22 protein-coding genes are annotated in these 22,084 nt (G+C 56.7%); 14 read left to right on the top strand and 8 right to left on the bottom strand.

Annotated features, from left to right (window positions below; genetic code table 11):
• Nucleotides 1-60: 60 nt before the first annotated feature.
• Nucleotides 61-417, bottom strand: a complete 357-nt coding sequence (locus tag OJHNALOF_RS06260) for a helix-turn-helix domain-containing protein (RefSeq protein WP_165661490.1) — start codon at nt 415-417, stop codon at nt 61-63.
• 119 nt (nt 418-536) lie between these two features.
• Here OJHNALOF_RS06260 and OJHNALOF_RS06265 point away from each other — a divergent pair, with 119 nt between their 5' ends.
• From OJHNALOF_RS06265 to OJHNALOF_RS06280, 4 genes are read left to right on the top strand one after another with little or no spacing between them, the layout of a single operon-like run.
• The gene (locus tag OJHNALOF_RS06265) at nt 537-1,121 is read left to right on the top strand and encodes an NAD(P)H-dependent oxidoreductase (RefSeq protein ID WP_165661491.1); all 585 of its coding nucleotides are present in this window, start codon (nt 537-539) and stop codon (nt 1,119-1,121) included.
• Nucleotides 1,122-1,140: 19 nt separating this feature from the next.
• Nucleotides 1,141-1,506 carry a hypothetical protein gene (locus OJHNALOF_RS06270; protein ID WP_165661492.1) on the top strand — a complete coding sequence of 122 codons (366 nt, stop codon included), beginning with the start codon at nt 1,141-1,143 and terminating at the stop codon, nt 1,504-1,506.
• Nucleotides 1,507-1,562: 56 nt separating this feature from the next.
• Nucleotides 1,563-2,120, top strand: coding sequence for a carboxymuconolactone decarboxylase family protein (locus tag OJHNALOF_RS06275; protein WP_165661493.1), 558 nt, complete (start codon nt 1,563-1,565; stop codon nt 2,118-2,120).
• A gap of 58 nt (nt 2,121-2,178) precedes the next feature.
• A complete protein-coding gene (locus tag OJHNALOF_RS06280; protein ID WP_165661494.1) occupies nt 2,179-2,571 on the top strand; it encodes a GFA family protein in 393 nt (130 codons plus the stop codon).
• Nucleotides 2,572-2,621: 50 nt separating this feature from the next.
• Here the strand turns inward: OJHNALOF_RS06280 and OJHNALOF_RS06285 are convergent, their stop codons facing one another.
• Nucleotides 2,622-3,278 carry a nitroreductase family protein gene (locus OJHNALOF_RS06285; protein WP_165661495.1) on the bottom strand — a complete coding sequence of 219 codons (657 nt, stop codon included), beginning with the start codon at nt 3,276-3,278 and terminating at the stop codon, nt 2,622-2,624.
• 417 nt (nt 3,279-3,695) lie between these two features.
• Here OJHNALOF_RS06285 and OJHNALOF_RS06290 point away from each other — a divergent pair, with 417 nt between their 5' ends.
• The 5 genes from OJHNALOF_RS06290 (at nt 3,696) to OJHNALOF_RS06310 (ending at nt 11,416) form a co-directional block, all read left to right on the top strand.
• Nucleotides 3,696-4,853 carry an efflux RND transporter periplasmic adaptor subunit gene (locus OJHNALOF_RS06290; RefSeq protein WP_165661496.1) on the top strand — a complete coding sequence of 386 codons (1,158 nt, stop codon included), beginning with the start codon at nt 3,696-3,698 and terminating at the stop codon, nt 4,851-4,853.
• A gap of 16 nt (nt 4,854-4,869) precedes the next feature.
• A complete protein-coding gene (locus OJHNALOF_RS06295; protein ID WP_165661497.1) occupies nt 4,870-8,055 on the top strand; it encodes an efflux RND transporter permease subunit in 3,186 nt (1,061 codons plus the stop codon).
• Nucleotides 8,048-9,475 (top strand): efflux transporter outer membrane subunit, encoded by a 1,428-nt coding sequence (locus OJHNALOF_RS06300; RefSeq protein ID WP_165661498.1) that lies wholly within the window; start codon nt 8,048-8,050, stop codon nt 9,473-9,475. The genes OJHNALOF_RS06295 and OJHNALOF_RS06300 overlap by 8 nt, the downstream gene beginning before the upstream one ends.
• An 80-nt stretch (nt 9,476-9,555) precedes the next feature.
• Entirely contained in the window at nt 9,556-9,933 is a 378-nt protein-coding gene (locus OJHNALOF_RS06305) for a nuclear transport factor 2 family protein (protein WP_165661499.1), read from the top strand.
• Nucleotides 9,934-10,210: 277 nt separating this feature from the next.
• Nucleotides 10,211-11,416: an MFS transporter gene (locus OJHNALOF_RS06310; protein ID WP_094199923.1), complete on the top strand. Its 1,206-nt coding sequence runs from the start codon at nt 10,211-10,213 to the stop codon at nt 11,414-11,416.
• A gap of 241 nt (nt 11,417-11,657) precedes the next feature.
• Here the strand turns inward: OJHNALOF_RS06310 and OJHNALOF_RS06315 are convergent, their stop codons facing one another.
• Entirely contained in the window at nt 11,658-12,539 is an 882-nt protein-coding gene (locus tag OJHNALOF_RS06315) for an AraC family transcriptional regulator (protein WP_165661500.1), read from the bottom strand.
• A 156-nt stretch (nt 12,540-12,695) separates the two neighbouring features.
• Between OJHNALOF_RS06315 and OJHNALOF_RS06320 the strand changes: the two genes are divergently transcribed.
• Complete coding sequence (locus OJHNALOF_RS06320) at nt 12,696-13,853, top strand: iron-containing alcohol dehydrogenase (protein ID WP_165661501.1); 1,158 nt, start codon at nt 12,696-12,698, stop codon at nt 13,851-13,853.
• Between the two features lie 43 nt (nt 13,854-13,896).
• On the opposite strand, the gene OJHNALOF_RS06325 is transcribed toward OJHNALOF_RS06320, so the two are convergent.
• Nucleotides 13,897-14,808 carry a LysR family transcriptional regulator gene (locus tag OJHNALOF_RS06325; RefSeq protein ID WP_165661502.1) on the bottom strand — a complete coding sequence of 304 codons (912 nt, stop codon included), beginning with the start codon at nt 14,806-14,808 and terminating at the stop codon, nt 13,897-13,899.
• Nucleotides 14,809-14,946: 138 nt separating this feature from the next.
• Here OJHNALOF_RS06325 and OJHNALOF_RS06330 point away from each other — a divergent pair, with 138 nt between their 5' ends.
• Together OJHNALOF_RS06330 and OJHNALOF_RS06335 are read left to right on the top strand one after the other, a co-directional pair.
• Nucleotides 14,947-15,906, top strand: a complete 960-nt coding sequence (locus OJHNALOF_RS06330; protein ID WP_165661503.1) for an NAD(P)H-dependent oxidoreductase — start codon at nt 14,947-14,949, stop codon at nt 15,904-15,906.
• Nucleotides 15,907-15,979: 73 nt separating this feature from the next.
• Nucleotides 15,980-17,008, top strand: coding sequence for an ankyrin repeat domain-containing protein (locus OJHNALOF_RS06335; protein ID WP_165661504.1), 1,029 nt, complete (start codon nt 15,980-15,982; stop codon nt 17,006-17,008).
• Between the two features lie 16 nt (nt 17,009-17,024).
• Here the strand turns inward: OJHNALOF_RS06335 and OJHNALOF_RS06340 are convergent, their stop codons facing one another.
• From OJHNALOF_RS06340 to OJHNALOF_RS06350, 3 genes are all read right to left on the bottom strand, one after another.
• The gene (locus OJHNALOF_RS06340) at nt 17,025-17,885 is read right to left on the bottom strand and encodes a LysR family transcriptional regulator (protein ID WP_165661505.1); all 861 of its coding nucleotides are present in this window, start codon (nt 17,883-17,885) and stop codon (nt 17,025-17,027) included.
• Nucleotides 17,886-17,960: 75 nt separating this feature from the next.
• Entirely contained in the window at nt 17,961-18,257 is a 297-nt protein-coding gene (locus tag OJHNALOF_RS06345; RefSeq protein WP_165661506.1) for a DUF1330 domain-containing protein, read from the bottom strand.
• Nucleotides 18,258-18,304: 47 nt separating this feature from the next.
• Nucleotides 18,305-18,904, bottom strand: coding sequence for a short chain dehydrogenase (locus OJHNALOF_RS06350; RefSeq protein WP_165661507.1), 600 nt, complete (start codon nt 18,902-18,904; stop codon nt 18,305-18,307).
• Between the two features lie 109 nt (nt 18,905-19,013).
• Here OJHNALOF_RS06350 and OJHNALOF_RS06355 point away from each other — a divergent pair, with 109 nt between their 5' ends.
• On the top strand, nt 19,014-19,916 hold the full coding sequence (locus OJHNALOF_RS06355) for a LysR family transcriptional regulator (RefSeq protein WP_165661508.1): 903 nt from the start codon (nt 19,014-19,016) through the stop codon (nt 19,914-19,916).
• Between the two features lie 110 nt (nt 19,917-20,026).
• Nucleotides 20,027-21,034 carry a zinc-binding dehydrogenase gene (locus tag OJHNALOF_RS06360; RefSeq protein WP_165661509.1) on the top strand — a complete coding sequence of 336 codons (1,008 nt, stop codon included), beginning with the start codon at nt 20,027-20,029 and terminating at the stop codon, nt 21,032-21,034.
• Between the two features lie 78 nt (nt 21,035-21,112).
• Here OJHNALOF_RS06360 and OJHNALOF_RS06365 read toward each other — a convergent pair whose 3' ends face one another.
• Nucleotides 21,113-22,069 carry an NmrA/HSCARG family protein gene (locus OJHNALOF_RS06365; RefSeq protein WP_165661510.1) on the bottom strand — a complete coding sequence of 319 codons (957 nt, stop codon included), beginning with the start codon at nt 22,067-22,069 and terminating at the stop codon, nt 21,113-21,115.
• Nucleotides 22,070-22,084 lie beyond the last annotated feature (15 nt).

Consider the following 22,084-nt stretch of genomic DNA (forward strand, 5'->3'; position numbering starts at 1 on the left):
TGGCTGTGCAAAGGCCGGTGATGAATCATTATTCATCACCGGCCTTTTTTATCTGCGGCATTACAGCTCGTGCACTTCCGACCATACGCGTAATTGCTCAAGAAGGTCCAGGGCACTTTGTCCGAATTCCGTCAGCGTGTAGGTCACCGCCAGCGGACGTTCGCTCAAGACCTGCCTGACCACCATGCCTCTGCTTTCCAGCTCCTTCAGGCGCTGATCAATCATCTTCTTGCTGGCGCCGCCCAGCATGCGGTTCAGATCGTTGAAGCGCACCGGGCCATCCTTGAGGTGGTAGATGATGGATCCCGTCCACTTTCCTCCGATCAGGCGCATGCCCTTCTCGATGGCGCAGGGCTCCATGCAGGGATTGATGACTTTTTTTCTGCCATAACCATCTGTTTCTACAATGCTTTCCAATTTAACCCCCTTTGAGCCCGCCAGGTTACCAAAAGTTAACTAATTGAACCGAGCTTCAAGGTAACCATAATACACCTGGTAATCAAAAGTTACCATTAACTTACCCAGGAGACGACACCATGAGTAATGTGCTGATCATCAATGCCCACCGCCACTATCCCTTTGCCCAGGGCCGATTGAACCGCTCCCTGACCCAACTGGCCGATGAACTGATCCGTGCCAAGGGCCATAGTACCCGCATTGTGACCGTGGACGATGAGTGGCAGGTAGAGCAGGAGCTGGAAAATCATCAGTGGGCCGACATCATTTTGCTGCAGTCCCCGGTTAACTGGATGATGGTGCCCTGGTCCTTCAAGAAATACATGGATGAGGTCTACACCGCCGGCATGGGCGGCGCCCTGTGCAACGGGGATGGCCGCCACCAGGATGCGCCCAAGGAAAACTACGGTGCCGGCGGCACGCTGCAGGGCAAGAAATACATGTTGTCACTGACCTTCAATGCGCCCGCAGAATCCTTTAACGACGAAAGCGAGTACCTGTTCCAGGGCAAGAGTGTGGATGATCTGTTTTTCCCGATGCACATGAACTTCCGCTTCTTTGCCATGGAGCCGCTGCCGACCTTTGCCTGTTTCGACGTGATGAAGAATGCCAGTGTCGAACAAGACTTTGAGCGTTTCCAGCAGCACATTGACGCGCACTTCTGATAAACGAGAGGCAAAAGCCATGAACAAGGTATTGAGCAGAGTTATCGTTGGGGTCATCGCGCTGGCCGGCCTCGCTTCGGTGGCCGGCGCCCAGGAGGCGGCCCATATCGCCTCGCCGGAGCAGTATGAACGGATATTTGAAAATGACAGTGTCATGGTGCTCAGGATGGAGCTGGAGCCCGGGGAAGCCGACACCATTCATCGACACAATAATGAAACCGTCTACTTTCAGTCCGGTGGAAAAATTCGAATCGATGAGCAAGGGGAGGTGTTTGAGGCGGAGATCCCGGACGGTCACGTGATGTGGCATCAAGCCTGGGTTCATCAGGTAACGAACGTGGGCGATACCCCCGTTGTGGCCATCATAGTGGAAGAAAAGCACTGAACAATATCGTGGTTGTGCAACCGGTATAAACGTCTGTTATCAGTAGAGGTGTTGTTATGTTTGAGTACTATGAAATTGATACCGCGCCGGCAGAGTCCAAGCCACTGATGGAAGAGTCAAAAAAAGGATTCGGCATGATCCCCAACCTGCACAAAATTCTGGCGGAAGCGCCGGCGACCTATGAGGCCTACAACACGACTTTTTCATTGTTTATGAAAAAGACCACCCTGACTCCCCTGGAGCAGCAGGTGGTCTTTATGACCTCCAACTTTGAAAACAACTGCCACTATTGCGTGCCCGGCCATACCTGGATGATGAAATCGGCAGGCATGCCGGAAGAGGTGATTGAGGCGTTGCGCGAAGGCACCCGTATTCCCGATGCGCGTTTGCAGGCGCTGCATGACTTTACCAAGGCGTTGCTGGATCAACGCGGGCATATCGGGGACGAGCAACTGCAGGCATTTCTGGACGCCGGCTTCACCCGTCGGCAGGCGCTTGAAGTCCTGACCGGACTGGCCTCAAAGCTGATTTCCAACTTTACCAATGCGCTGACGCACACCGAGGTGGATGGGGCAATGCAACCCTACGCATGGACTCATCCGGCCGAGCGCTGAAGGCCTTGGTGTGAGCAACCAGCGATAACCCGTGAGCGGAGGGAAAATGATGAGCCACATGCATACCGTCCATTGTGACTGTGAGGCGGTAGAAGTCACCATGACGGGGCAGCCGAAGGTACATGGCTACTGTCATTGTGAGGATTGCCGTGAGCTGCTGCAGGTACCGTACCACTCGGTGCTGGCCTGGCAAGCGGACCAGGTCGCCATTACGCGAGGCAAGGAGGATGTTATTGAGTTTCAGCATCCTCGCAAGCGCATGACGCGCATCTTTTGCAAGCATTGTGGCGATGTGATGTATAACACCAATGCCATGGGATGGAAGCTGGTGTCTCAGTTGTTGTTCCGGCGCTGCAACCCGGGCCCTTTGCCCGATGGCTTTGAGTCAACGGCCCATTTTTTCTATGACCGCAGGATCATAGATATCAATGACGGGTTGCCGAAACGATGAGATAAACGCGAACTTCCCCCGATGATCGGGGGAAGTATTGATAACCCGGGTTAGAGCATCACAATCACGTCTTCGGCGGCCAGACGCGCCTTGGGCCGGCCGTGATTGAAGTCTTCGCCTTGCTTGTAATAGCCCATGGCCAGCGCCACTTCGCAGACGTAGCCGTCCAGTTCGTGCTTGAACTGTTCGCCAATCAGCTCGGAGTCAACGCCTTCCATGGTGGTGGAGTCAATACCCAGGCGTGCCAGGGTGTGCAGGGTGTTGCCCAGGGCCAGGTACATCTGCGACTTGGTCCAGTGGCCGTTGAAGCCGTTCTCATCGGTGTTGGCCTCGGCAAAGGCGTAGGCCCCCAGCATTTTGTCGTACATTTCTTCGGGCAGGTGGCCGGAAGAGACCTCGACATCCACCCGCTTGCGGTATTTGTCTTTGGTGAAGTGCGGATCATAGGCAAACAGTATGGTGTGTGACGCCTCTTTGGCATGGGGCTGGTTGAACTGGTGCTTGTTGGCAAAGGTCTCGTGAAAGCGCTGCTTGGCTTCATCGCTTTCGATCACGATGAATTTCCAGGGCTGGGAATTGATGGAGGAGGCAGACAGGCGCAGCGCCTCCAGCACAATGTTCAGATCCTCGGCCGGAATGCGCTTGCTGCTGTCGTATTTCTTGACGGTGTAGCGACGGTTAAGGTCCTTGATGATTTGATGAGACATGGTTCTCCCCGAGTAATGATGTTCAGAAAATACGGTATGTGAAGGTCGGCCTGGGCGATGCCCGGTGGCGACATGGCAGTGTTTGCTGCGGAGTGGGGCCATTCTATTTGAATTACGAAGAATAAAAAGCCGGGCGCTGTTGAATAACTTTATAAAATTTTTTGATAATCCCTGAGAGGGGAAAACGGTATGATTATTCATCAATCGGCGAAATGGTCTCCCTTTGAAACTCACCTGAGCAGGCCACCCTCATTGTTATCTTTCCATTTGAAGCCATGACCATGCCCCGAATGGGTACGCTTCAACTTTTTGTTTAAGCCAATTTAACCAACAACCCGCTACAGAGTTGAAGCCAACTTCCGGATACTTGCGCTCCGTAATTTACTGGATCGCCAACCCTCAACCGGAGCGAGGCTCATGCAATTTCGTTTACTGTCCTGTCTGTTGTTTACCGCTGTACTGGCGGGATGCTTCGCCGAAGCGGAGTCGACCGCAAAAGCAACGCCTGCCGCCCAGCCGGTGGACGTTGCCGCCGTGTTGTACGCCCAATACAGCCCCGAATACACCTTCACCACTCGACTGGAGTCGCCCCAGCAGGTTGAACTGCGGCCTCGTGTCTCCGGCGTTATCGAGTCGGTGGAATTTCGCGAAGGGAGCCATGTAAAACAGGGTGACCTGCTGTTTCGCATCGACCCGCGCCCCTTTGCGGCCGAGGTGGCCCGCCTTGAAGCCGAGCTGAACCGGGCCCAGGCGGCGCTGCATCAGGCCAACTCCGAGGCTCAGCGCGCCAAGCGCCTGCAAGGCCGTAATGCCATCTCGGCAGAGCAGGCCGAATCCCGCCTGTCGCTGGCCAGTCAGCGTCGGGCCGAGCTGGCCTCGGTGCAGGCTGCCCTGCAGGCCGCTCGTCTGAACCTGGAATTTACCGAGGTGCGGGCGCCGATCGATGGTCAGGTTTCCAATGCCTTTATCACCGAAGGCAACAATGTGCAGGCGGGCCAGAGCGTGCTGACCTCATTGGTGGCCACGGACCGTCTCTACGCCTATTTCGACGTGGATGAGCGTACCTGGAATGCGTCATTTTCCAATGTCACCGACAATGGCGAAACCCAGGCAACCCTGGCCCTGGCCGGCAGCAATGGCGAACAGCATACCGGTGCACTGGACTTCATTGATAACCAGATCAATGAACAGACCGGCACCCTGCGTGTACGTGCGGTCTTTACCGCCAAAGACGCCCAGCTGCGTCCGGGCGCCTTTGCCCGCATCAGCCTCAAGGCCGCCGACAGCCGCCCCACCGTCATGGTGCCGGATCGCGCCGTGGGCACCGATCTGAAAAACCGCTTTGTACTGGTGGTGAATGCCGAGAATGTGCTCGAGTATCGCCAGGTGGAACTCGGTCGTCGTGAAGGCACGCTGCGGGTGGTGGAAGCCGGCCTGGAGCCGGGAGAGCGCATTGCCGCCAACGGACCGGCCCGCGTAGGCCCGGGCATGCCGGTCGCGCCGCAGAATGTTGAAATTGAGACCCAGAACCTGACCTTGGCCAAGCCCCAGTCCGCCGCCGAACCGTCTGCATAATCGGATTAGAGACGTCATGAAATTCAGTCATTTCTTTATCAGCCGGCCGATATTTGCGGCCATGCTGTCACTGTTGATCCTGGTAGGGGGCAGCATCTCGCTGTTCCAGCTGCCGGTCAGTGAATATCCCGAGGTCGTACCGCCCACCGTAGTGGTAACGGCAAACTACCCGGGCGCCAACCCCAAGGTGATCGCCGAAACCGTGGCGGCACCGCTGGAGCAGGAAATGAACGGCATTGAAAACATGCTGTACATGTCCTCCCAGGCCACCACAGACGGTCGCATGACCCTGACCCTGACCTTTTCGTTGGGCACGGATCTGGACCGGGCTCAGGTTCAGGTACAAAACCGGGTGACCAGTGCCCTGCCGCGTTTGCCGCAGGAAGTACAGCGCCTGGGGGTAGTGGCGGAAAAATCCTCGCCCAACCTGACCATGGTGGTGCATCTGATCTCACCTGAAGGGGATCGGGAAACCAGCTATCTGTCCAACTACGCCGATATCTACATCAAGGATCAGCTGGCGCGTTTGCCCGGGGTGGGTGATGTGCAGATGTTTGGTGGTGGCAAATACTCCATGCGCCTGTGGCTGGATCCTGAAGCGCTGGCCTCTCGCAGCCTGGTGCCGGGTGATGTGGTGCAGGCCGTTCGTGCGCAGAACCAGCAGGTTGCCGCCGGTAGCCTGGGTGCCCAGCCGGTCAGTACCGACAGTGAATTCCAGGTTTTGCTGAACGTAAAAGGTCGTCTGGAAAGCACCGAAGAATTTGAAAATATCGTGGTGCAGGTGGACCCCAGCGGCGCCATCACTCGCCTGAAGGATGTGGCGCGCATTGAGCTTGGCCTGGAAACCTACGCACTGCGCTCCCTGCTGAATGGGCAGACCGCCGTCGCCATGCCGATCTTCCAGCGCCCCGGCGCCAATGCCATTGAGCTCTCGGATCAGGTACGGGCCACCATGGATGAACTGTCTGAGCAGTTCCCCGCTGGCGTGGAATACCGCATCGCCTACGACCCGACCGTGTTTGTGCGTGGCTCTATCGATGCCGTTATCGACACCCTGCTGGAAGCCATTGTACTGGTGGTAGTGGTCGTTATCCTGTTCCTGCAGACCTGGCGTGCCTCCATCATTCCGCTGATTGCCGTGCCGGTGTCCCTGATTGGTACCTTTGCGGTCATGCAGTGGCTGGGGGTATCCATCAATACCCTGTCGCTGTTTGGCCTGGTACTGGCCATCGGCATTGTGGTGGATGATGCCATCGTGGTGGTGGAAAACGTGGAGCGTAATATCGGCAACGGGCTGTCGCCGGTGGAAGCCACTCGTCAGGCCATGACCGAGGTAACCGGTCCCATCATCGCGATTGCACTGGTGCTGTGTGCGGTATTTATTCCCACGGCGTTTATTCAGGGCCTGAGTGGTCAGTTTTACAAGCAGTTTGCGCTGACCATTACCATCTCTACCCTGATTTCGGCCTTTAACTCGCTGACGCTGTCTCCGGCACTGTCTGCACTGCTGCTGCGTAGCCACGATGCCAAGCCCGACTGGCTGACGCGCGGCATGAATGCCCTCTTTGGACGCTGGTTGTTTGCTCCCTTTAACCGCCTGTTCGAGCGCGGTGGTCGTATGTACGAGAAAGGGGTGAAAAAGCTGATTCGCCTGAGTGTGGTGGTGGGCGTGGTCTACGTCGGCCTGCTGGGCGGAACCGTTACCCTGTTCAATGCGGTACCGGGCGGCTTTATTCCCCTGCAGGACAAACAGTATCTGGTGGCGGTAGCGCAGCTTCCCGACGCCTCCAGCCTGGACAGAACCGAGTCGGTGGTGCGGGAAATGGAGCAAATTGCCCTGAAAACCCCGGGTGTGATGCAAACCGTGTCCTTCCCCGGACTGTCGGTGAACGGCTTTACCAACAGCCCCAACAGCGGCATCGTGTTCGTTACCCTGAAGGACTTTGACGAGCGCAAGGATCCAAGCCAGTCTGCCAATGCCATTGCCGGCCAGCTCAATGGTCAGTTTGCCAGCATTGACGAGGCCTTTGTGGCCGTGTTCCCGCCGCCGCCCATTCTGGGTCTGGGCACCACGGGTGGATTCAAGCTGCAGATTGAAGACCGGGCCAGCCTGGGCTTTGAGGCGCTATTCGACAACCTGCAAAAGGTACTGGACGCGGCGCGCCAGGATCCCGCACTGACCGGACTGTATTCCAGCTTCCGTATTCAGGTGCCGCAGATGGACATCGAGATCGACCGTGAGCAGGCCATGCTGCAGGGCATTCCCCTGGAGCAGGTGTTCGACACCCTGCAAATTTACCTGGGCTCGCTGTATGTGAACGATTTCAACCTGTTTGGCAAAACCTACCAGGTGAATGCCCAGGCCGATGCCGAGTATCGTGTGGACCCCGAGCAGATCCTGCGGCTCAAGGTGCGCAATGCGGCCGGTAACATGGTGCCCCTGGGCTCGGTTCTGACCGTGGAGTCCACCATAGGACCGGATCGGGTAATGCACTATAACGGTTATCCGACCGCCGAACTGAACGGCAACCCGGCTCCCGGTTACAGTTCTGACCAGGCGCAGCAGGCGATTGAGCGCATTCTGAACGAACAGCTCGACAAGGGCATGGAATTTGAGTGGACCGAGGTGACCTATCAGCAGATCCTGGCGGGCAACACCATGGTGTATATCTTCCCGCTGGTGGTATTGCTGGTGTTCATGGTGCTGGCGGCGCAGTACGAAAGTTTGACCCTGCCGCTGTCGATCATTCTGATCGTGCCCATGACCATCTTGTCGGCATTGGCTGGTATCTGGCTGATGGACGGGGCTAACGATATCTTCACCCGCATTGCGCTGATTGTTCTGGTGGCCCTGGCCTGTAAGAACGCCATTCTGATGGTGGAATTCGCCCGGGACAGCCGTAACGAGGGCAACTCCAGGCTGGAAGCCATTCTGGAAGCCTGTCGCCTGCGTCTGCGGCCGATACTGATGACCTCCATCGCCTTTACCGCCGGTGTGGTCCCCCTGGTACTGGCCAGTGGTGCCGGTGCCGAAATGCGCCAGGCCATGGGTGTGGCGGTATTCTCGGGCATGATTGGCGTGACCGTCTTTGGCCTGCTGTTTACGCCGGTATTTTACATGGCCATGACCGCCCTGGAGCGCAAGCCCGCGACCAATGAGAACACCGAGAAGACCAGCCGTCAGGAGGCCGAGCATGCGTAAGCGCACTAAAACTGTGGCCCTGGGTCGAATCCCGACCCTGACCGCCATCGCAGTACTGCTGGCGGGGTGTGCCGTGACCACAGAGCATGAAGCACCCTCGGCTCCCAATCAGCAGGTGATGCAACAGATTACCGAGCAGGTGAGCCGAAACGGTGAGCAGGCCGAGGCGGCTGCCAAGTGGTGGCATGCCTATGGCGATGCACAGCTGAACCGCCTGGTGGAACAGGCCCTGGCCAACAATCACGACCTCGAGGCGGCGGCCTTGCGCCTCGAGGCCGGCATGGAACGCCTGCGGGTGAGCCGTGACCAACTGCGGCCCCAGGGAGGCGTTGCCGGCAACGTATCCCTGACCCGCCAGCAGGACCCTCAGAGCCTGGATGTGGTCCGTCAGGAAAGTGCCACACTGGGGCTGGCCGCCGACTGGCAGCTGGATCTGTTTGGCCGCATTCGCGCCCGTGTGAGACAGGCCCAGGCAAACCTTGAACATCGTCAGGCCTTTGAGGCTCAGACCATGGCCGATGTGGTCAGCGGCGTTGTGGCTACCTATACCCGGCTGATGGGCGCGGAAGAGCAACTGGCCTTGCTCGACAAGCAGCTGACGTTGCTTGATGAAGGCGTGGATGTGCTGACACTGCGGGTGGAAGAGGGGCTGTCGACGCCCCTGGAGCTGAGCCGGGCTCAGGCCCTGCGGTATGAATATCGTGCTCGTCGCCCGGAACTGGAAGTGCTTCGAACCCAGTATCAGGACGCCATGGCCATTCTGACGGGGATAACCCTGCCCGAAGTGCGGGAGCAGGTGTCGGCCGCCGGTCTGCCGGCACTGGCATCACTGCAGTTGCAAATCCACGAGCCCGAGCGGGCATTGCGCCAGTCACCGGAGATACGGCTGGCCGAAGCTCGAGTGGCCGAGGCGGTGGCCCTGTCTGACGAGGCCAAGGCGGCGCTTTTTCCGAGCATCAGTGTGAGTGGTGTGCTGGGCTGGATGAGCAGTACCAGCCTGGGGTTGGGGGGCGCCGATGAAAACCTGGGTATTCGCCCGCAACTGAACTGGTCCCTGCTGAACCTGTCGGCCCTGAAAGACGGCCTGGATGCCCAAAAGCTGGAAGAGCGGGCCGTGCTGGCCGAGTTCGAGCAGACCTGGCTGCGTGTGCTGAACCGGGCCGACCGCTCGGTTCAGGACTGGCAGGCCCAGCAGCAGCAAATGCTGGCGCTGACGCGCCGGCAGGAATATGCCCGCAGCGCCTATGAACAGGCCGAGTCCAGATATGAAGAGGGTATGATTCCCTATCTGGACTTCCTGGATGCCCAGCGGGATCTGCTGACCTCCGAGGCCGGCGTTATCGACGCCAACAGCCGGCTGCTGGAAGCCTTCAGCGAGTTGCAGCGGGCCTTTCCCGGTCACTGGATAAATTTATTGTAAGTATGGTTATGGACAGTGCTTTGCCCGCCTTATGGCGGGCTTTTTTTCGTTATGGTCAGTACTCAATATAGGGGGGATTTATGACAGAAAAAGGTCTTTCTGCCGTGCCGGATTATCAAAAAATCATCGATGTTATCAACTTGTATGTGGAAGGCTGGAAAGGGGATGTCGACAAGTTCAAAGCGGCGTTTGATGAAGACGCCTGGATCTTCTTCATCGATGCCAGTGGCAAGCGGCATAAATATTTGCTGACAGACTGTTTTGAGAGCTGGTCCCGCACCGGGTGGGACATTGATGCTCAAATCGTGTCGATTAATCAGGTAGGCAGTGCGGCGAATGTTATCATGAATTTTAACAATCTGACCGATCCGGCGGCCTCATTTGTTGATTTTCACAACATGCTGGAGGTGAATGGACGGTGGCTGATCACCAATAAAACGGCGGTTCATATCGACTGATAGATATAGGCATGAGAAAGGCAGTAATGCCCATTTAAAATGCTGCACGGCTGCCTAAAATGGCAGCCTTTCATTTAATCGAAACCTTCTCGTGCGCTAATGCGCTATCATCACTCGGCACCTGTTGTCTCTGTGCTTTACAGGCTGGTATCTTGCGCGGCAATGACGCTGACAGGGGCTAGATTATGGGACTCCCGAAAGGGTGTTTTGGTGTTGTTGCGGGTATGTTTAAATTTTTGAGGTGTAATAACCTAATGTCGTTGCAGAGATACGTTTGATGAATCAGAGTTCGTTACATTCAAAGAAATCAATTCTGTTTGTGCTGGCGCTGGGCGGCTTCATATTGGGCCTGACCGAATTTGCCATGATGCCAATGCTTCCCCTGTTTACCGACGCATTCGGTTCAACACCGGCACAAAGCAGCTATGCGATCAGTGCTTATGCCCTTGGGGTGGTGGTAGGCGCGCCGGTGTTTATGTTGTTGACGGCCAATATCAGAAAGCGCCAGGCATTGATGTTATTTGTTGCCATGATGCTGGTGTTCAATGGTCTGGGCGCATTGGCACAAACACTTGAACAACTGGTACTTTCCCGGTTTCTGAGCGGGCTGCCCCATGGTTGTTACTTTGGCACGGCGGCCATTATGGCGGCAGAAATTGCCCCCAGGAATGAAAGGGTTTCCTATATATCCAAAGTATTTATGGGGCTGACCATTGCCACCATTATCGGGGTTCCCCTGGTCACTCTTATCGGCCAGAACTTAAGCTGGCGTTACTGCCTGGCGCTGGTTTCATTTATTTCGCTGATCGCCTTGTTGTTGATGTTCAGGCTGCCCAATGAACCCAATAAAACCCGAGTGACGCTGGCGAATGAGTTGGGGGTTTTTAAAAGTAAATCGGTGTGGTCGATCATCGCGATGATCATCGTCGGCTTCGGTGGCATCTTTTGTATGTACACCTATGTCGCCGATACCATTTTAAAACACACCCAGGCACCCGCCTATGCCGTGTCCATCGCTATGGTGGTGTTTGGTATTGGCAGCACGGTGGGCAATGTCGTGCTGGGTAAAATAGGCAACCGCCAGCCGGTGATGACCACAGGGGTGGTTCTGGCCTTGGCGGCGTTCTTTTCCCTGCTGTATGTGTTTGTCAGCAGCAGCATGGTGCTATTGTGTGTGGTGGTGTTCTTTATTGGTTGCACCATTGGACTGGCGGCCATTGTTCAATCTCTGCTGATGGAAGCCGCGCCAAACGGGCAGGCCATGATAGGGGCAATCGTGCAGTGTTCATTTAATACCGCCAATGCCATCGGCCCCTGGGTAGGCGGTCTTTACATTGCCGCCGGCGGAGAAATACATGAGTCGGGCTATGTGTCTGCCATTCTGTTTGCTGGCGGATTTGTTATCTGGGCTGCCAGTGCCAAATTATTGTCTCGCCAGCGGGAGAGCGTGCCGGCAGGCCCGAATGTGGTATTAAACAACTGAGGGGGTAGGCGCCAAACCAGGCTCCCATAAAAATGAACCATACCGGGCGCCTGCGGTAACCAACTCAACGGAAAAAGCCAGCATTCATTGAATGCTGGCTTTTTTAACGCCAATGTATGTTCACATTATGATTTTAGCCATGAAACAGCTGGTTAATTCGCACGATTTCTTGCTCAAGAATGCCTGCAATCACAATGGCCGGTGTGCGGCGCCGAAAGCGCCGTGCACGGTTTCGAATGCCTCACACCGGTGGTGATACGCCGGCACTGCTTTGCGGGGGCACGCCAAAGTAGCGCTTGAACTCGCGACTGAACTGGGTGGGGCTTTCATAGCCCACTTCGGCGGCGGCCTGCTTGACCTTGACGTCTTTGTCTTGCAGCAGCTCCCGAGCCCGGGTCAGCCGCAGTTTTTTCAGATATTGCAGGGGCGGGGAGCCGGTCGCCTGGCGAAAATGGCGGTGAAACGATGACGTGCTCATGCCGGCCAGCACCGCCAGCTGATCAACCTCCTGACTTTCCTGATAATGTTCGTGCATATGTTTCAGCACCCGTTCCATTCTCGCCAGCTGAGTGTTGTGCCGGGCCAGATCGAACAGCGGGGAGGCGTGCTCACCGGTCAGGATCAAATACAGAATTTCACGCAGCGCCCCTTCTCCCAGGGCGGAGGCGGTCAGGGGAGACTCAAGGCACTGGCATAGTCTCACGGCCGCGGCGGAAAGCCCCTCGGTGACCCGGCTGACATAGAGCCCGGGCTGCGCGGTGCCATTGGTCTCGGGCGGCAGCCGGTTGTGCTCATCCATCAGCCGGATCAGCGGTTGCAGCATGTCCATGCGAATGTCGAGCAGCAGGGCCAGCAAGGGCTCACCGGGCGTGACCAGGGTTTCACACTCGACAGGAATGGGCAGGGTCATTACCAGGTAGTTGTTGGCATTGTAGTCATAGACACGACCGTTAAGATGAACCTGTTTGGCCCCTTGTGCCACCAGAATAATGCCCTGGGTATAGCACATGGGCTCTCTTGGCACCGACTTGCTGGCGCGATATACGCTAACGCCGGCCAGCGCTGTGCCATTTAAGCCTTCTTGAGGGGAGAGGGCATCCAGTAAGTGAACCAGTTCATTCATCGGCGGTATGCTCGCAGGGGCTGGAAAGCTGAGTTCTCTACTATATCAAAAAAAGCCAGAGGTGATAGTTTTGGGCATGATAAAGGCAGTAATGCCCATTCAAAACCCTGCTCGCATCCTTAAAATGGCCGTCGTTCACTTAACGGAGGCCTACTGATGCAACAGTTTGATTATCACAACCCGACCCACATTGTTTTTGGACAGGACCGGCTGGCCGAGCTGGATAAACTGGTGCCTGCCGACGCCCATGTCATGGTGCTTTATGGCGGTGGCAGCGTGCAGCGCAACGGCACCCTGGAAAAGGTGCGTCAGGGCCTGGGCCAGCGCCGCGTCACCGAGTTTGCCGGCATTGAGCCGAACCCGCGTTTCGACACCCTGATGAAGGCGGTAGAGATAGTCCGCCGTGACGGCGTGGATTTTCTGCTGGCGGTCGGCGGTGGCTCCGTGATGGACGGCACCAAGTTTGTGGCCGCCGCAGCGCCCTATGCCGGTGAGGAAACAGATCTGCTGAAGAGCGGCTTCACCCCGATTCCGATCAGCGAAGCCCTGCCGCTGGCCACCGTGGCCACCCTGCCGGCCACCGGCTCGGAAATGAACATGGGTGCCGTGGTCAGCCACGAAGGCGGCAAGTTTCCGGTAATGAGCCCGCTGCTGTTTCCGCGGTTTTCATTCCTCGATCCGACCCTGACCTTCACCCTGCCCGCGCACCAGGTGGCCAATGGCATTGTGGATGCCTTCGTCCATGTGGTGGAGCAGTATGTGACCTTTCCGGTGGGGGCCCAAGTTCAGGATCGCACCGCCGAAGGCATTCTGCGCGCCCTGATTGAGGTGGGTCCTCAAACCCTGGCAAACCCCACCGACTACGACGCCCGGGCCAACCTGATGTGGAGTGCCACCTGCGCCCTGAACGGCTTTATTGGTGCCGGTGTGCCCCACGACTGGAGCACTCACATGATCGGCCACGAGCTGACCGCGCTGTTTGGTATCGATCACGCCCAGACCCTGGCCATCGTGCTGCCGTCATTGTGGCGTGTACGCAAGGATCAGAAAGGTGCCAAACTGCTGCAATATGCCGAGCGGGTATGGGACATTCGTGAAGGCAGCGACGAGCAGCGCATTGAACAGGCCATTGAGCGGACTCAGGCATTTTTTGAGTCTCTGGGTGTCAAGACCCGACTGTCCGACTATGGTGTGAGCGCCGAGCAGATTGACGATGTCATCAAGGCCCTGACCGATCACGGCATGGTGGCGCTGTCTGAAACCGGCGATCTGACCCCCGTCGTCAGCCGGGAAATTCTGCACGCCGCCCTGTAAGTCATGCGTCGCGCCGGGCAGGCTTTTTTGAGGGCCTGCCTTTTCAGACGCCGTGCAGCAAACGACCTTTTTCGACCAGAAAGTCAATCAAAGCCCGCACCCTGCGGGCTTTTTGGCTGTTGCGCACAAAGTAGAGAAACAGGCCGGAATAAGGGTACCAATGGGGCTGAAGTACCGGGCGTAAACGGCCCGATGCGAAGTGCTCGGCCACCATGGGAGTGACGACTCGGCCAATGCCCAGCCCCTTCTCGGCGGCATCGACCATGGCATCGGTGTCATTCACCACCAGTGCCACCGGCATATTGACGGTGGTGGTTTGACCGTCGTTGAGCAGCTTGAGCGGGGCCAGCTGATTGGACGCAATAAAGCGATATTGAATCAGTTTATGCTGGCGCAGATCCTCCAGGGAAGCCGGCTCGCCATGGCGCTCCAGGTAGGCATCTGAGGCAAACAGAGCCTCCTGCATGGGGGCCGTTACTTGACGTGCCACCATGCCGGGCTCGACCCGATCGCCAAAGCGAATACCGATATCATGGCCGGTGCCCAGAATATTGACGGATTCATCGGAAACGGAAATCTCCAGCTGAATATCCGGGTAACGCCGGCAGAACTCCGCATAAACCGGGCGTAAAAAGAACTGAAAAACAAACCGTGGCAGCGTGATGCTGACATTGCCGGAAGGTTCAACCGACAGATCCTGCACACTTTCCAGGGCGAAATCGAGGGTTGAGACGGCATCGGCGGTGTTGTCGTAGAGCATCTGGCCGGCTTCGGTCAGCTCAATGCGGCGAGTGCTGCGGGTAAACAGTGGCAACTTGAGCTCGGTTTCGAGCTGCTTGAGGGCCTGGCTGACGGACGGGGGGGCCATCTCCAGCTTGCGGGCCGCGCCGCGAATGCTGCCTTCCCTGACGATGGTTTGAAAGATGCTCAACTGATTGAAGGTGCTGCCTTTCATCGGTTCCAGCCAAAGGGTGAATTTGACTGTTAGTTTTTGGCTAACAGTTATGTGGGTGTTGGTCGTCTAAACATTATCAATCGACATATATAAACTCCAGCTGTTTCTTGTTCATACCTGGTCAATGGTGGAGTTGATATGAGTCATGTCGTTGTTATTTCCGGTCACCCGAACCTTCAGCAATCCAATACCAACAAGCTGATCATCGAGCGGTTGGCCGGCTCCCTGGACAGCGTGGATGTTCGTTGCCTGGACACCCTTTATCCCGACTATCAGATTGACGTGGCCGCCGAGCAACAGGCGCTGTTGGCGGCGGATGCCATTGTGCTGCAGTTTCCCTTTTACTGGTACTCGGTGCCGGCGCTGCTGAAAAAGTGGATTGACGATGTGCTGGCCTACGACTTTGCATTTGGCTCCAAAGGAGACAAGCTGAAAGGCAAGGCGCTGTTCCTGTCGCTGACCGTGGGCGGCCCCGAGGCGTCTTATCAGCCTTTGGGGTACAACCACTTTACCATCGAACAAATGCTGCGCCCGCTGCAACAGACCGCCTATCTGGCCGGCATGGCATATCAGCCGCCCATTGCTACTCACCGCATGGTCTACATTCCCGGCGTTTACAACAAGCTGGAAGAGGTGCAGGAGCGGGCCGAGAGTCATGCTCGGCGGTTGCTGGCGGCCCTGCAGGAAGTGCTTGAATCCGATGAAGAGCGCATTCGCCGGTTTGTGAGTGAGTGGTTCGAGCAGTTTGATCAGCTGCCCGAGGCCAGTGAGTACTTCACCGCCCGGCTGGCGGCAGACGTAGACTGGAATATGCCCGAAGGCCGGTTTCTGGGGCACGATGGCTTTCGTGACTGGTATGCGATCGTGCGAAAGGTCTTTAAACCCGGCTGTGATCATCGGGTTGAGCAGGTAACCATCCAGCCCGATAGCGACGATTATCGGGTTGAGCTGAGAATTCGGTTACTCGCCGACACCTTTGCAGACTCTGATCTCAAGGGGGAGCCGATTGATTTGCTGGTAAATGAAATCTGGCAGGTCAGGCTCGACGAACAGGGCCGAGTCACCATTCACAACTATCGGGTCGTGCCGGTTGGCTGAGCCTGTAAGATAGCCGGACCGGCCGGAACACGCCCTTGCCGAAGCCGCAATTTTTGGATACCGAGACATGATCATGAACAGACGACTGAAACCTCTGATATTAACGGCCTTTGCCACCTTTTCGACCGCCTCGGTGGCAGATGTGAACCCTGAGAGCAAGCTGCCTTCACTGCATCAGGCGGTGATCGCGGGAGACTTAGCGCAGGTCCGCACCCTGGTGGAAAGTGGGGCTGATGTGAATCAGCTGGACCGAAAAATGGGCAACGCGCCCGTCCATATCGCGGCCCAGTCCGATCATCCTGAAATCCTTAAATACTTGCTGGATCAGGGAGCCTTCATCAATCTGCAAACCCCCAGATCGGGGTTTACTCCCCTGATGAAGGCCAGCTGGTATTCCAAAGCCGAGAACATTGATGTGTTGTTTGGCTACCCCGAGCTGAACATTGAGCTGACCACGCGTGTCGGTGCCAAAGCCGAAGACATGGTTGGCGGCTGGGACAGAAATATTGAGCCCCATGAAGCCAGGCTCTATGAACAACTGAAGCAGCGTTTTGTGGCCAAGCGTGATGAGCAACAGGCACTGCTGGAAGGACAGCACATTCTGAACACACTGGATGACACCACGCTGTCGAGTGCCGAGAAGGCGTCACGTATCAAGGTGCTGCTGGAGCAGGGGGCCGACGTTAATCAGCGCCGGCCGGTCTTTTCAAACAGGAACGACTGGCATACACCATTGCTGGTGGCTTCCCGTGAAGGCGATACCGAGGTGGTCAAGGTGTTGCTGGAGTATGGCGCGGATCAAACCATTACCGGTTATCCGATGAATGCCATTGCCATGCATAAAGCCGCCTATATGGGGCACCCCGAAATTTTGAAGCTGCTGGTCAATGGCCGCCTCGCCGACAGGGTGTTGAATGATCAGGGGCCGAATAATGGTTATACGCCGCTGCACGATGCCATTTGGCATGGCAATGCGGAATCGGCCAGGGTACTGCTGGAGGCGGGGGCGGATACCTCACTGAAAAGCTATGAACAGGACACCCCGGAAGCACTGGCAACGCGTTATCGGTATGAGAATATCGAGGCGTCTTTCAAGGAGTAAACGTAGCGCTGCGCGCTCACCGGGTCACTTGATTGACCATGTGCTCAATTAAATTTCTTACTCGGGCAGGCAGCAATCGCTTGCTCGGGTAAACGGCATACATGTCACGAGATAACACCTGCGCCTCCTTGAGGGTCACCTCCGCCAGGGCGGGTTTGCCTGCCCCCTCGGCCATCATGTCCTTTGGCAGCATGGCCATCCCCATTCCCTGTGCGACGGCGTCGCGAATCAAATCCGGCTCATCTATCTCATGGATAATGTTCTTTAACTGAAGTGTTTCGCCGGTGTCCAACAGCCAGGGCTGGTGGGAAACAATGGCCGGAAGCGCCAGAAAGTCGTCTCGGCCGAGGCTGGTGTTGATGTTCCGTTCACGCAGGAATTCCCGACTGGCGCAAAAGCAGTAAGGCACATGCCAGAGTTGGCGTGCTATCAGGCTTGAATCGGCGAGGGGGCCCACGCGAAAGGCGAAGTCGATATTGTCGCGAAAGAAGTCCAGGTTGCTGTAGCTGGTAGAAAGCTTTACCGAAACTGAGGGGTTTTGCCGCAAATACTGCAGCAACAGCGGCCCTATGGTGGTGCGGGCCGCCAGTGCCGGTGCCGTAATGTGAATGGTCTGATGGCGAGTATCTTCGGCAAAACCGGCGATCTCCTGCAATATCTCCACCGGATCCTGGCAGCGGTCCAGCAACCGCCTGCCTTCTTCGGTCAGGCGGACTCGGCGGGTTGAGCGTTCCAGTAATTTGACCCCCAGGTGCTGCTCCAGCTCCTGTATGCGTCGGCTGACCCGACTCAATGGAATGCCGGTTTGCCTGGCGGCCTCGGAAAAGCTTAGGTGGGTCGCCACCGCGGTAAACAAGGCCAGATCGTTGTAAATCATTATTCCGCTACCGTGACAATATCCAGGGAAAGAGTCTAATTGTCACGATAACAGAATATTGGTTCGAGCGCGTATTTAAACGGCGGGAACAGGAATGATACGCAGCTGCGACATGGCTTTTTCGTCACGCAGGGCCTTCAGCGGAGCATACTCGGGTGAGTTCAGCCACTGTCGCACCGCTTCAAGGGATGGCCACTGCTGAATCACACACACATCCGCCTGGGTCTCACCGTGCAGTGCGGTGGGCTCGCGGTTAATGGCGATGGTCCGACCGCCATAGGCCGTGACGGTATCACCCACTCGACTGGCATATTCCTGAAACGCCTGCGGGTTCCGAACAGAAAACTGAATATATATGTAAGTTAGCGACATACGAAACCTCGTTATCAGCCGCCTGTCGCGCAGGCGGCGGTGGTTGGTCAGCCTTTGCTGGCTACCCTGATTTCGGCAGACTGAGCGCCGTTCAGCAGTGCCAGATAATGTTCGGCAACCTCGGCCGCGGGCAGTCCGGGAGCGATATCCATGCCCATGGCGGCCAGGGTCTCGCTGATCCAGCCCGGCGACACGGCATTGATGCGCACCTGCTCAAGCTCAAGACTAAAGGCGCGAATGGCGGCTTCGACCGCGGCATTTACCGCCGATACCATGGCGCTGCCCGGCAGCGGCGTTTGTGCCAGGGTGCCGGTAGTCAGCACTATGGTGCCACCCGCCTTGACATACGCATGACCCAGACGAATGACGTTGATCTGTCCCATCAGTTTGTTGGCCAGTGCAAACTGCCAGTCTGCATCGGTGGTCTCTGACAAGGGCTTGAAGTATGCCACCCCGGCCGTACAGATGATTGCATCCACGGGACCGACTTTTTCAAACAATGCCTTGAGTGATTGCGGGTCAGACAGCTCGACCGAATATTCGCCATGGCTGCGGGATGCTGCGATCACTTCAACCGAGTTGCCCAGTTTGGCGGTAATGGCTTGTCCGAGCAGGCCGGTGGCTCCGATTAACAGTACTTTTTTCATGGTGTGACCTCATTGAAATGGCGCCTGCGTTGGCAAACGTCTTGAGTTCACTGTAGGGGCGTTCATGCTATTGTTGAAATGGATAACCTGAATTCATTATATTTATTTTATGAATATAAATACCCTCGATCTGAATTTGTTGCGTGTTTTTGATGCGCTGTACCGGGAACGCAATGTCAGCCGCGCGGGCGAGCGTATCGGCCTGGCGCAGTCATCGATGAGCAACGCGCTCAATCGGCTGCGTGAGCAACTGGACGATCCCTTGTTTCAACGTACGCCCGGGGGCATGGAGCCAACCGAGCGTGCCGAGCAACTGGCGCCGGGCATACAGCAGGTGCTGCAACAGCTGCACAGCCTGCTGGCACCACAGGTGTTTGATCCGGCCACTGCCAGCGGGCGCATTCGCATTGCCGCCGCCGATTTAACGGTGATGTCGCTGGCCGCCCCCTTGATGGGGCGGCTCAGCAAGCAGGCCCCGGGCATGCAGCTCAGCTTTTTGCCACTGGAGAAAGCCTCGGTTTTTCGGCAACTGGATGATCGGCTGATTGATCTCGCCATCGGCAATTTCAGCCGAGTGCCGGCTCACTTGCGGCGTAAAACTCTGTCGCATGAGCAGTTCATAGTGATCGCTCGCCGGCAACACCCGGCACTGCAGCAAAGGCTGACACTGGAGCAATATTGTCGACTGCCCCATGCGTTGATGACGCTCAACCAGGACCAGACCGGCATTATCGACAGTCACCTGAAGAAACGTGGTCTGCAGCGTTTTATTGCCATGACCTGTGCGCATTTTGCCCCACTGGCCGATGTGGTGGGCCAGACGGATCTGATTGCTACGGTGCCGCAATCGCTGCTGGCCACTGCCGAGCGTGCGGGCTGTTGCAGTTATCCGCTGCCGTTACCACTGGACAGCTGGCCGCTGGAACTGGTGTGCACTCAAGGGTTTTACGGCGCGAACGCGGGACGCTTTGTTACGGATATGCTCATGCAGGTGGCACGACAGCACGGCTGATTATCTCATTATCAGGAATATGTGTCTTTTTTAAGGAAATTATCACGAAATCAAAAAACCTTTATCTTGAATATCACTGTCAGCCCAGCATATTCAGAGAGGTTATTCCCATGTCAGCCAACCCGTCTTACGGCATCAGCATTACCGCCAACGGTACCCCCGAGGTGTTGCAACCCGTCGCGTTTGATACCCCGGCACCCGCGGCCGGAGAGGTCCTGATCCGCAATCATGCCGGTGCGGTTAATTTTATCGATACCATTATTCGCCGTGGCGAAATGCCGGCAGGCATGGCGCCGGCGCTGCCCCATATTCCGGGTGTGGAAGGGGCCGGTGTGGTCGAAGCCCTGGGTGAAGGGGTGAAAGGCCTGAATGTCGGCGATCGCGTCGCCTGGATGGGACCGATTGGTGCCCAGGGATACTCCACCCACTCGGTGATTGCCGCGCCTTATGTGACACGTATCGCCGATGAGGTGAGCTTCGCCCTGGCAGCCTCACTGCCGGTGAACAGCCTGACCGCTTGGCATATGCTGGTAAACCTGGGCCGCGCCAAGGCCGGTGACTGGGTCCTGATCCACGCCGCGGCCGGTGGGGTGGGCACCATGGCACTGCATATTGCCAAACATCTGGGGCTGACCACCATTGCGTCGGTCAGCACCGATAAACAGTATTACGCCGAGTCCCAGGGGGCCGATTATGTCATCGACTATCGCAACGAAGACCTGACGGCACGGGTGCACCAAATTACCCAGGGGCGCGGTGTTGATATCAGCCTGAATCCTGTCTCCGGCGATAGCCTGAGCAAGGATCTGGACATGCTGGCGCCATTGGGCACCGCTGTGTTGTTTGGTTTTCTGGCTGGTGCACCGAGCGGTACCTTTGCGGACGATTTGGCCAAGCACTTTCAGAAGTCCATTGCGGTTCGAGTCAGCGATATCTACACCTACTTCGTCAATCAGCCGAGCAACTTCCACGCCGACATGGTGACGGTATATGAACTGCTGGCCAGGGGCATTTTGCGGCCAAATATCACCACCCTGCCACTGGAGCAGGCCGTACAAGCCCATGCCCAACTGGAATCGGGCCAGACCACCGGCAAGCTGGTACTGACCATAGACTGATGCAACAGGGCACGGCGGGTTTCTGCCGTGCCTTGTGCTGGCTCAGGGGGTATCAGAGACTGTGTCCTGAATATGCTGTTACTCCGCCAGTTTTTTCTGAACCAGACGGTTTTCGCCACGCCAGCCGGTTTCTGTCAGCCAGGCTCTGAAGGTTTTGAGGTGTGGGTGAATGTGCCGCAACGACACATGATCACGTTGCATGCCCACTTCGCGATGAAAGCGAAAGTGATTCAGGGCATCGTGTGCAAAGTCGCCACTGGCAAGAAACTCTTCGTCACTCATGGGGTTGTAGCTTGCCTTGATGCCGGTTACCTGTTCAAACTGCGCGGCCATCTCAACGCCCGTCACCGCATCACTACCAATGTTCAGGGTCTGGCCTGCAAAGGTTTCTGGATGCTCCAGAATGTGCCGAGTGAACCAGCCGATATCATCCAGCGCCACCATGGAAAAAGGCGCATCGCCAATGGGCAAGCGAAACACCATGGTCGTTTCGCCATCAACTACTTTCTGTTGCGGTGGAAAGAAAGACATCAGGTTTTCGAAGTAGGGCAGGGTACGCAATACGGTCACGTTATTGCGGTAAAACCCCGGTGTTTTATGAAAGTGTTCAAGGGACCGTTGCCAGTTAATCTCCTGCTCGACCATGGCCTTGGAGTCAAAGTGGGTGACCGGAATTTTCCCATTCGACAAACTGACGCAATTTTCCAATGAGCTGAACACTACCTGAGCAATGTTCAGTGAGTTGGCAATGGCCAGTAACTGCAACATTTGCTGGCGTTCATTGTCCGGATGCTTGGTGTTGGTCCAGAAGTCGGTGTTGATAAACAGCGCATCCATGCCGTGCAGTGCGGCACGAATGTCGCCGGGGTTGTCGGTATTTCCCTGAAACAGTTCGACAGTATCGGACACTAATGACTGAGCGATCTGGCTGTGGGTGTTGCGCGTGAACGCGCGCACTTTCCAGCCACTCAGGTGTTTAATCACGTAACGCCCCATTGCGCCGGTGGCGCCAATAACCAGTATGGATTTCATCATCACACTCCTGCTGTG

It is taken from the genome of Oceanimonas sp. MB9, assembly GCF_011319775.1.
Taxonomy (GTDB): domain Bacteria; phylum Pseudomonadota; class Gammaproteobacteria; order Enterobacterales; family Aeromonadaceae; genus Oceanimonas; species Oceanimonas doudoroffii.

Bases quoted from the DNA above. Each gene is read 5' to 3' on its own strand.
- OJHNALOF_RS06320 (WP_165661501.1), top strand. From the start codon at position 12,696: ATGCAACAGTTTGATTATCACAACCCGACCCACATTGTTTTTGGACAG.
- OJHNALOF_RS06325 (WP_165661502.1), bottom strand. From the start codon at position 14,808: ATGAAAGGCAGCACCTTCAATCAGTTGAGCATCTTTCAAACCATCGTC.
- OJHNALOF_RS06270 (WP_165661492.1), top strand. From the start codon at position 1,141: ATGAACAAGGTATTGAGCAGAGTTATCGTTGGGGTCATCGCGCTGGCC.
- OJHNALOF_RS06350 (WP_165661507.1), bottom strand. From the start codon at position 18,904: ATGAAAAAAGTACTGTTAATCGGAGCCACCGGCCTGCTCGGACAAGCC.
- OJHNALOF_RS06340 (WP_165661505.1), bottom strand. From the start codon at position 17,885: ATGATTTACAACGATCTGGCCTTGTTTACCGCGGTGGCGACCCACCTA.
- OJHNALOF_RS06360 (WP_165661509.1), top strand. From the start codon at position 20,027: ATGTCAGCCAACCCGTCTTACGGCATCAGCATTACCGCCAACGGTACC.
- OJHNALOF_RS06335 (WP_165661504.1), top strand. From the start codon at position 15,980: ATGAACAGACGACTGAAACCTCTGATATTAACGGCCTTTGCCACCTTT.
- OJHNALOF_RS06285 (WP_165661495.1), bottom strand. From the start codon at position 3,278: ATGTCTCATCAAATCATCAAGGACCTTAACCGTCGCTACACCGTCAAG.
- OJHNALOF_RS06310 (WP_094199923.1), top strand. From the start codon at position 10,211: ATGAATCAGAGTTCGTTACATTCAAAGAAATCAATTCTGTTTGTGCTG.
- OJHNALOF_RS06305 (WP_165661499.1), top strand. From the start codon at position 9,556: ATGACAGAAAAAGGTCTTTCTGCCGTGCCGGATTATCAAAAAATCATC.
- OJHNALOF_RS06300 (WP_165661498.1), top strand. From the start codon at position 8,048: ATGCGTAAGCGCACTAAAACTGTGGCCCTGGGTCGAATCCCGACCCTG.
- OJHNALOF_RS06295 (WP_165661497.1), top strand. From the start codon at position 4,870: ATGAAATTCAGTCATTTCTTTATCAGCCGGCCGATATTTGCGGCCATG.
- OJHNALOF_RS06275 (WP_165661493.1), top strand. From the start codon at position 1,563: ATGTTTGAGTACTATGAAATTGATACCGCGCCGGCAGAGTCCAAGCCA.
- OJHNALOF_RS06290 (WP_165661496.1), top strand. From the start codon at position 3,696: ATGCAATTTCGTTTACTGTCCTGTCTGTTGTTTACCGCTGTACTGGCG.
- OJHNALOF_RS06265 (WP_165661491.1), top strand. From the start codon at position 537: ATGAGTAATGTGCTGATCATCAATGCCCACCGCCACTATCCCTTTGCC.
- OJHNALOF_RS06330 (WP_165661503.1), top strand. From the start codon at position 14,947: ATGAGTCATGTCGTTGTTATTTCCGGTCACCCGAACCTTCAGCAATCC.
- OJHNALOF_RS06345 (WP_165661506.1), bottom strand. From the start codon at position 18,257: ATGTCGCTAACTTACATATATATTCAGTTTTCTGTTCGGAACCCGCAG.
- OJHNALOF_RS06315 (WP_165661500.1), bottom strand. From the start codon at position 12,539: ATGAATGAACTGGTTCACTTACTGGATGCCCTCTCCCCTCAAGAAGGC.
- OJHNALOF_RS06355 (WP_165661508.1), top strand. From the start codon at position 19,014: ATGAATATAAATACCCTCGATCTGAATTTGTTGCGTGTTTTTGATGCG.
- OJHNALOF_RS06280 (WP_165661494.1), top strand. From the start codon at position 2,179: ATGCATACCGTCCATTGTGACTGTGAGGCGGTAGAAGTCACCATGACG.
- OJHNALOF_RS06365 (WP_165661510.1), bottom strand. From the start codon at position 22,069: ATGATGAAATCCATACTGGTTATTGGCGCCACCGGCGCAATGGGGCGT.